Origin of the sequence: Stieleria neptunia (assembly GCF_007754155.1) — a bacterium.
Classification (GTDB): Bacteria; Planctomycetota; Planctomycetia; order Pirellulales; family Pirellulaceae; genus Stieleria; species Stieleria neptunia.
This window is the reverse complement of record NZ_CP037423.1, coordinates 5,654,996-5,664,269: the sequence shown is the minus strand read 5'-3', so window position 1 is coordinate 5,664,269 and position 9,274 is coordinate 5,654,996. Positions and strand designations below refer to the sequence as shown.

Annotated in this window: 6 protein-coding genes; 2 read left to right on the top strand and 4 right to left on the bottom strand. The window is 56.6% G+C overall.

Annotated elements, in window-relative coordinates; all coding sequences use genetic code 11:
- Positions 1-63: 63 nt before the first annotated feature.
- The 4 genes from xrtE to Enr13x_RS39425 form a co-directional block, all read right to left on the bottom strand.
- Positions 64-1,734 (bottom strand): exosortase E/protease, VPEID-CTERM system, encoded by a 1,671-nt coding sequence (gene xrtE, locus Enr13x_RS19635; RefSeq protein ID WP_145388635.1) that lies wholly within the window; start codon positions 1,732-1,734, stop codon positions 64-66.
- A gap of 297 nt (positions 1,735-2,031) precedes the next feature.
- A complete protein-coding gene (locus tag Enr13x_RS19630) occupies positions 2,032-2,265 on the bottom strand; it encodes a hypothetical protein (RefSeq protein WP_145388634.1) in 234 nt (77 codons plus the stop codon).
- A 309-nt stretch (positions 2,266-2,574) separates the two neighbouring features.
- Entirely contained in the window at positions 2,575-2,940 is a 366-nt protein-coding gene (locus Enr13x_RS39010; RefSeq protein ID WP_145388633.1) for a hypothetical protein, read from the bottom strand.
- Positions 2,941-2,952: 12 nt separating this feature from the next.
- Entirely contained in the window at positions 2,953-3,078 is a 126-nt protein-coding gene (locus Enr13x_RS39425; protein ID WP_261344139.1) for a hypothetical protein, read from the bottom strand.
- A 320-nt stretch (positions 3,079-3,398) separates the two neighbouring features.
- Here Enr13x_RS39425 and Enr13x_RS19620 point away from each other — a divergent pair, with 320 nt between their 5' ends.
- Positions 3,399-7,214 (top strand): DUF4347 domain-containing protein, encoded by a 3,816-nt coding sequence (locus Enr13x_RS19620; RefSeq protein WP_197455210.1) that lies wholly within the window; start codon positions 3,399-3,401, stop codon positions 7,212-7,214.
- A gap of 1,555 nt (positions 7,215-8,769) precedes the next feature.
- On the top strand, positions 8,770-9,162 hold the full coding sequence (locus Enr13x_RS19615; protein ID WP_145388631.1) for a BlaI/MecI/CopY family transcriptional regulator: 393 nt from the start codon (positions 8,770-8,772) through the stop codon (positions 9,160-9,162).
- Positions 9,163-9,274 lie beyond the last annotated feature (112 nt).

Genomic DNA, 9,274 nt, shown 5'->3' with positions numbered 1-9,274 from the left:
GCCGCCATTGTGCCGCTTGCGATGAATCTCTGGGGAACGCGTAAGCAAGGTGATTTGACTCTGTCATGCCCACAGTCCCCAATGCCTAAATAGGATTGCTTGTCCGGCAATCAATGCGTTGGTCGTCGCGTGGGCAAGCACTGCGTCCATCAGGTGCCCACGGCGGCAAAACGCAAACGAATAGATGCCGCCCGCAATCGTTGCTTCGATCCATCGGCCTGGATGCAGCGCGCCAAAAGCGATGGAGGAAATCAAGATTGCATTCCACGACCACTGGCTCGTCCCCGGCTCAAATTCCTTCCTTGATGAAAACCACGGGATCAGGTACCCACGAAAAGCGAATTCTTCGGCCAGCGGGACAGTGATGACTGAGCCGAGCACGCGAAACAAACACCATGCGGCAAACCATGCCGGAGCTTGTGCTCGAGCTTCGGTGTAAAACGCCACATCCGACGAAAAACGCTCTGGTGACGCTAGTGCGAGCCAAACGAAATACACCAGCACACCGCAGATGGGACCAAACCAATTGCCACTCCGCTGCCACACACGTGGAGGGTACTGTTTTGCAAACCACAGGATCGCTGCACCAATCGCCAAGAACCTCATCGGATACAGCCAGTCAAACCCGGTTTGAACCACACCGGTTAACATGACCGTCAGCATCAGCAACACGAATGGTCCTAAAAACGGCAACGATCGGGACCGGGGCGTCTCGACCGACCGCATCGGGACACGGCTAAAAAAGGGACTGACACGAGCCGTCGCCACGATTGCCAATACCACGAAGTTGAATGCCAGCCATCCTGCCTGGGAATGAAAGCCACCCACGGCAATTTCGGGCCAGCCGAAATGACCGAGCAAGATCAAGAACACGATTCGGACGCAATTGGCCGCGAACATGAGACCGACCGCAATGGGGAGTAGGAGCAGCGAGCGAGGAAAAAAATGATCGCTCCGACACCACCACAGATAGCCTGAAACGAAAACGACGGCTAAGCCCATTCCCTCGTATCCGGAGCATGAAGGCGCGATTCGCACCTGGAATTCGGACGTCCCCAGCGTAAAGCTTGCGATATCTCTGGACGCTTCCAGCCCCATGCAACGCAGCGCAAAACCGACGCAATCAAACGTCAGGCCGGCTAATACTCCCCAATACTGTGTCGCATATTGCCCCGCAGCCCATGCCAACACCCCGATCACCGCCCCCACTAAGACGTAACCTGCCAGTCGGGCAGCCAATCGTTGCCAGTTGGAGGGATGGACCAAAGCAGCGAGCCACGCCAATCCGCAGGCAGTGCCCAGAGCGGCCCAACCGGCGATCCACGCGAGCGACACCCCGCGGTTGATCTCAAAGACTTGAATCGTCACCCAATAAAACAACAAGTACAGCAGCATCTGCGCTGCCAACCAAACAGGCCAGCGACGGTGCCTACCGTCGGAATGACACAGTCTGCTCAGTTCCTCTGAGACTTGCCGACCGCCAAAGACAAGTGTCGCGACCAACATTACCGCCACTAACTGCGGAAGAATCGAAATGTGATCGCCGAACGACGCTGCCCATTCGCTCGCCTGAGAGAGGCTCGCGGTGTCAAAGCGAATGGTTAGAAATAACAACTCCGCTAGCAGAATGACGGGCAGCCCACACCACTTCAGAATCGACGCAACAGACGCGTTGTGGCCCCACTCCGAACCCGCTACATCGACAGGTCGGTCGGAATCCGAAAGTGATGTCATCACTGCACGTACGACTCGCTCGGCGTTTAACGGTGGGGGCTCGTGAGATACCGATGGCCGACACTCCCACAGGTCTCATCGAATTGCGAGGAAGCCATCTGGCCAATGACAGTTCAACGGAACGCGACGCACCCTGGTTTGCACCGAGGATGCAGGCGAGCCCCCTGGAAACCAGAGCCCCCGCTACCACAGCAGGCAGTGTCCTTCAATTGAAACCAATCTCCTCACTTGCGCCGCCCGACTCCGTATCGAAGCTTGCCCCCACGGAACGGTCGCAACTGTTTATCCATCCGCCGACTACTTACGACGCAAACCCAAACGTTCTGCGACCATCAGGCCGCATCCGCTGAGGACTGCCAACGCGCAGGCAGCCGAAGATGGATCAATTTCCGGCACGCCAGCCGGTGGTGCAGCGGAAGCTGTGGAGGCAAGATTCCAAAGAGAAACCGTAAAAGCCGACAACAACGCGATGTAAACAATTTTTCTGAACGACACTTTGAAGCTCCTCATGCGAAACAGCAGCAAATACAAAACGATTCCGGTTAGAGCGGCTAGGGAGGTTATGTCCGCTCTGCGGGGTGGTGAGTAAATTACCACTATCGGCTGGCGTGTCAAATGAAAAACCTGGCGAAAATCGATTTGCTAGCACGCGTCCATTCCCAGCTGGACAAGGCGACCTTGAACAGGAGTAACGCCATCTGGGAATCCTGCGCGGTCAGGCCAACGCGACCGCGGAGAGGCGGAACGGCAAATCGGACCAGAATGATTGGGGCTGAATCGCGGGAAAGCGATCGACAGAAGAGGGCCGACAGAAAGACTGAGTACTCGCTAACCGCTGCACTAAGCCACCGGCGCAATCGACGTGATCCAGGCGAATTTTTTGCCCCCATTCTTTTCGCCCTTCGTCATCCGCACACGCTCCACTATCCACGCTCCAATTTCGAAATCCGAGGTTTCTGATGCGGATCTGCTGGCGTTATCGTTGATGCAAAGGGAAGTGGGGGTGACCGACGACGTCGATCCAAAGGCCACTATCGATCCCGTACGCCGCCAGCGGAACATCGCGAGCACGATCAGAAACACCCTTACCGAGATCGACAGATCCGGCTCCGGGATCGCCGTCGTCCCAATGTTCAATGTCACCGAGTCGGCGTTCGCCCCCGAACCCCACGTCCAAACGAGCTGATCACCATTGGTGACCCCCATCGAACTGAAAGTCTACAGATCGATTCGACCGGTAAAGGAAAGCGGTGCCTCTGACACGTAATTGGTTGGAACAAACAGCATCCCGCCGAGGTTGAGATCGGTTGTGACCATAAACGCATCGCCATTGGACTGTGACATTTTCTTGCCACCCATTTTCCTGTCTTCCTTCTCGGTCCATCCAATCAGCCTTGTTCGCCGAGCCGTGCTCCCAGGCTCACCAGCCAACGATCACGGTCAGTGGGGCAGAGCGTTCCGACCGTCTGCAAGCCCCAACCGACTCGCCCGCGTCACTGCCGCAGTGCACCTTCGTACATCCCACCAAACCGTCAAAATCGGTCGTCTTTTCTGGAATTGGAGAACGCACCCACTTAAGATCCTTGCATTGACGGAACCCAGCGACCTTTCAACGAGCTTAGAAAGCAATGCGATCTCTATTCCGTTCCAAGCCAAAAGCAGTCATGCACGCATCAAACCGACGGCGTTCACGTGCACGCAATCAGGGACAATGGAGCCTCTCTGCCCTGGAGCAGCGGCTGATGCTGGCCGCCGATTGCGCTGCTGCGTTCAGCGATCCTGGCGGCGAAACCGCTGCCGCCGAAGTCACACCGCAACAGCTGACCGCCTCGCACAACGCTGCCTCCCAACAGACTTCCCAGATCGTCTTCATCGACTCCTCCGTCGATCAGATCGATCACCTGGTGGGTGGACTGGCGAAACATCACGAACTCGTCTTGCTTCAACCCGATCGCGGTGGCCTGGAACAAATCACCGAAGTCTTGGCAACGCGCCGCAACGTCGACAGCGTTCATCTTCTCGCACACGGTCAATCCGGAGCGTTGCAGATGGGGAACCAGCGCGTCGACTCGGAGATGATCCGGAATTATGAATCCGAGATTCGAAGCTGGAGCCGCGCCTTGACCGCCCATGCCGACCTTTTGATCTATGGCTGCGAGACCGGCGCCGGGGTGCGCGGTCTGAATCTCGTTCAACAACTCGCCGAATGGACCGGTGCGGATGTTGCCGCCTCGACAGACAAGACGGGATCCGCGTCGGCCGATGCGGACTGGGATCTGGAACGGCACGTGGGCACGATCGAAGCCGGCTTGGCGTTCGACTCGGCGACCCGCCAAAGCTACCAAGCATTCTTGCCGATCACGATCCAGGCCGCCGGCGCACGGGGCGAAGAACAGATGCTGGTCCAGATCGACCAAACCACCGTAGCGACCTTCGACAACGTCGACAGGTCCTTGCAATCTTATACCGTCGATGTCGACGGCATCGATGCCGATCAAGTCCGCGTCGTCTTTACCAATGATCTGTATGACCCCGCCAACGGAATCGATCGCAACCTCCGCGTCGACAAGATCATCATCGATGGCGTGACCTACGAGACCGAAGCCCCCGAAGTGTTCTCGACGGGAACGTGGAAGCCGGTCGAAGGCATTGTGCCCGGTTATCGCCTCTCCGAAACGCTTCACTCCAACGGGTATTTTCAATACGCCGGGTCGACCGTTGATCCAGGCGGCGATCCGAGTCTGTTGGTGATCAACGAGATTCATTACAACCCCGGGCCGGACGGAGCGGTTGATTCCGACGCCGAGTTCTTGGAACTGTACAACTCCGGTGACCAGTCCGTCGACTTGGGCGGTCTGTCGTTTACCGGCTTTAATTTGACGTTCAGCTCCGGGACGACCCTGGGTCCCGGCGCGTATGCGATCGTGTCACCTTCGATTGCGATCGCCGAAGCGACCTGGGGCGTGACGCCGATCGCCGAATTCGCTTCCGGCGGCCTGTCCGGTGGCGGCGAATTGATCCAGCTGTTGGGCGCCGACGGAGTCACGGTGATCGATGAAGTCAGTTACTTGGACGAATCGCCCTGGTCCGCGCTGCCCGACGGTAACGGTCCGTCACTGGAATTGCGTGATTGGGCGTTGGACAATTCAGTCGCGGAAAACTGGGGCGTCTCCATCGGCGCCCCGACGCCGGCTGCGGAAAACTCGATCTTCGGCGAACCCGCAGTGGATCCGATCACCGACATCGTCGTCTCACCCGGCATCGTCCTGCCCAACCAAGATTTCTCGATCAACGCCACGATCGCAGACGCGACCGAAGCGACGCTGGTCTACAAAGTCATGTTCGGCGCCGAGCAATCCCTGGCGATGACCAACACCGGCGGCAACACCTGGGACGCGACGATTCCTGGCGCCGAAGCAGGCACGTTGATTCGATATCGAATCGAATCCGATGTAGCCGTCGCGCCCTTCAATGACACCATCAACTACTTTGGGATCGTCGTCTCGCCGACCGACATCACGGGCAACACGTTGCCGCTGTTTCAGTTTTTCGTGGACGAGTCGGAATTCACCGAGCTGACGACCACCGAACTTGCGCTGACCAACACGACCATCGGCGCAGTCGTCTACTACAACGGCGAAGTGATCGACAATGCAACGGTCCGCGTTCGCGGCGGCGATTATTCACGTGAGTTTTTCCCCAAGAAGAGCTTGAAGTTTGAATTGCCCAAGGGACACACGATCGACATCGGCGCCGAAGGCAGTTATCCGATCGATGAATTCGGCATCAACGCCGACTTCGGCGACTGGTCGGTGGTGACCCCCGATATCTCTTGGGATGTCTTCAACGCCGAAACCGAGTCCTTCACCAGCTCCTTCTTTGTCCGAGCGGAAATGAACGGCGATTTCCACGGCGTGTTCCGGTTCCAAGAGCTGTACGACGGGGCATGGCGAACGGGCAACGGAATCAGCGACGCGGACGAATTTTTCAAGGCCGAACAAGGCGGCTTCGGTTCCTCCCCGAAATTCGACAAAAAATCACCTGACGATGGCGACCTGACTTCGCTGGCCCAACTCAACAGTGTGCTGACCGCGCCGCCATCGCCAGCCAAAACCGCGTATCTGTACGACAACGTCGATGTCCCGAACGTCATCAACCACATGGCGATTTCGACGCTCATGCGCCACGATGACCAAAGCAGCCAAAACTTCTACATGCTGTTGGATCAGGAGACGGGCCTGTGGTCGATCGTCGAATGGGACGTCGACCGCACGTGGACCCCTGACGGTCTCGGCCCGTTTACCACGCCCGAACCGATCGAACATGAATTGCTCGATTCCATCTTCGAAATCCCCGAGTTCCAGGACATGTATTGGCGTCGCATGCAAACCCTGGTCGACACCTACCTCAGTGACGACCGACTGCTCACGCGGTTCGATCAATTGGTCGATGGGATCGGCGCCACCAACTCGGCACTTGAATTTGCCAAATGGAATCGCAACGACATCTATGCCAACCCCTACTGGGCCAACCAATTTGAAGCCGCGATCGAGACCCGTCGTGCCGATTTTGCAAACGAAATCCGGATGCCGGGTTCGGCCAGCGGAAGTAACGACATCGTGATCAACGAATTGCATTACAACCCGTTGGACGGCGACCCCGAGTTCATCGAACTCTATAACAACTCCGCCACCGAGTCCGTCGATTTGTCGGGCTGGACGATCGATGGTGTCGGCTTGCAAATCGCCTACGGTACCGTGATCCTTCCCGGAGAATACGTCATCTTTACCGATGACTTCTCGAGTTTCCGTTCGCTCTATCCCGGCGATCTTTTTGTCAGCGGACAATACTCCGGCGGACTCAGTGGCGGTGGCGAATTGATCACGCTTTCCGACGCCGCCGGAAACCTGATCGACTCCGTCGAATACGACGATGTCGCGCCATGGCCGACCGAACCCGACGGCAACGGGTTCACGCTGGCGTTGATCGACCCGGCACTGGACAACAGCGTCGCGGCGAACTGGTCGCCCAGCAACCAAATCAACGGCACGCCGGGGCTGCCCAACAACGCGCAGAACGTCTCCACGCTGGTGAAAATTTACGCAGCGGGATCACTGGGCGACGAGATCGTGACCTTGCAGGTCGCCGGCCAACAGGTCGCGATCTTTGACCTCTCGAACTTCGGCGGCGAAGCAGGAGACCTGCTCGATCGAAACTTCACCGAGTTGCGCTGGGTCACCGATACGACCGTGGATCCGGCGGACGTTCGGATCAGCTTCATCAACGACCGTTACGATCCGGCCAACGGAATTGATTCCAATGTCGCGATCGATCGCATCGAGATTTCGGGAACGGTCTATGAGACCGAAGCGCCGACGGTTTATTCGACGGGAACCTACGTCAATGGCGTCGGCATTTCCCCCGGCTTCCGCCTGAGCGAGATCCTGCACACCAACGGCTACTTCCAATTCAACGCCTAAGCGACTTTAGCGTTTCCATAACAACAATCGCGCTACGATGTCTCTGATCGGAAGGTGGAACGGCAGGATGCAGAAAATGCACCGGCAAGGGCCAGACGACATGGCAGAATGATTCGGGGCAGAATGATGGCGGCGGGAAGAAAACACGGGACGGGGGTTGAATCGCACAGATGCAAGCGCCGGTCGATTAAAGAGACCGCAGGACCGCGTCCGATCCCAAGCGAGGTAAGCCGGGAACGAGATGCTCAGTCAACCCTCAACCGACAGCTTGCCTGTTCGGCCGAGGCCCTTTGCGAATCACCGACAGGCATGCAATGGCTCCATATCGTTGGTGTCCAGCCTTCAGACGCCTCCCCGCGACGCCTTCGGCCCCTGAACGAAGCCAGGTTATGCCGGGCCATAGCCAAGGCCACAAAAAAGCCAGCTCCCGATCGAGACGTTTCCGCCTGGAATCCCTACTAGTCTATTCTCTACGGACTAGAAGCCTGTCGGACAGAGCCCCCATTGAGTTAAGTGTATTATCCATTGCTAACGCCACGTTCTGTTTGTCCCAACTTCGCGCAGTGGCGAACGCCAAGTTCAAATTTGATTGCTAGCCAAATGACGCAGCACACAGAGCACCAAATACTTCATCGCACAATAGTTTCGGCATTGACTTGCCTTGCAATGCTATTGGCTACTCGTCCGCACGCCGCATTCTCGGACGCACCTTACCAACAGTTCCTTGGCACCTTTGAGACTCCACGAGAGGCGATATTCTCGGAATGGCATACGAAGCTTAAGACATTTAGACTTATGGGATTATTGTCGTACGAAATGAGTCGTTTTGAGCGAACCGTTGGGGAGATCGACCGGGGTGCACTTGTCGGGCAGTTGAGAGGAGCCCCAAAAATCGACCATCCCAATTTGCTTATTCCAACGTTCGAAATAGGGGAGGAACGAACAGAAAAGGAGCCTCCTTTTTTGAAGATTTTGGAATTTCAATCATACAGGGAAGGAAGCCAAGCTCTCATCGCAAGTCCGGATACCATCCGAAGAATTTCGGAACGCAAGTCGGTCCGCCCCTCCGACGTACTTATCCGGACATCACGAATGCCTTCAACTGGCATAGATCCGATGGGGAAATCCGATGGACCAATTCCGTCTATTCACCAATTTCAGAATGTGCGATGGGCGCTCTATGCAGACGGGAGTAGAAGAACAATACCTTTTAAAGACGAAAAGGAACCCAATTGATCAGCGTTGGGTGCCACCCACCAACTGTAGCCGATGCTACCCAGCTACGGGTTCGCCAGCAGTAGCGTGCGTCTGCGTTGCCGTACTGGTTTGACGGGTGAACGCCATTCGCTCGCGACCGACCACAGCATTTGTCCGACACCGGCGCGCTCGTCTCGGATGGTGGGCTGCGGATTGTCGCCGGATGATCGTAGCCATCCTTCTGCACTTTGATCGTACGTTTGCCATAGGTTGCCTGCCCAGTTCACTTGACACAGCGAAGGAATTCGCCTTGAATAGCGAATACCTTCGCTGACCATGTGACGCCAAAGGAGTTTCGATGCCCCGCCCTGCCAATTCCACACCGACCGACGTGGAGCTACAGATTCTTCGTGCACTGTGGGAGTATGGCCCATGTGGTGTGGGGCCAATCCATGAGTGCCTGCACCGCGTGAAGGGGACCAATTATTCGACAACGGTGAAAATGCTTTCGGTGATGCTCGGTAAAGGTCTCGTCAAACGAGACGAAAGCAAACGACCGCATATCTACCGCGCCGTTTGGACGCGAGAACGAACCGGCAAGAGCCTGCTGAGAGATCTGGCAAAGAAGGTTTACAACGGATCGGTCTCGTCACTCGTTATGCAAGCACTCTCGTCCAGCAAGGCGAGTGACGAAGACATCGAACGAATCCGCGAAATACTCGAAGAGATGGAGAATCGAGATGATGGCTAACGGCATGCAATTGACGTGGATGTCTCAGACGGGTGAGATTTTACTGCACAGTTTGTGGCAATTTCTGCTTGTGGCGATTGGCGTTGGGACTCTCAATCGCACCTTGAAGGAC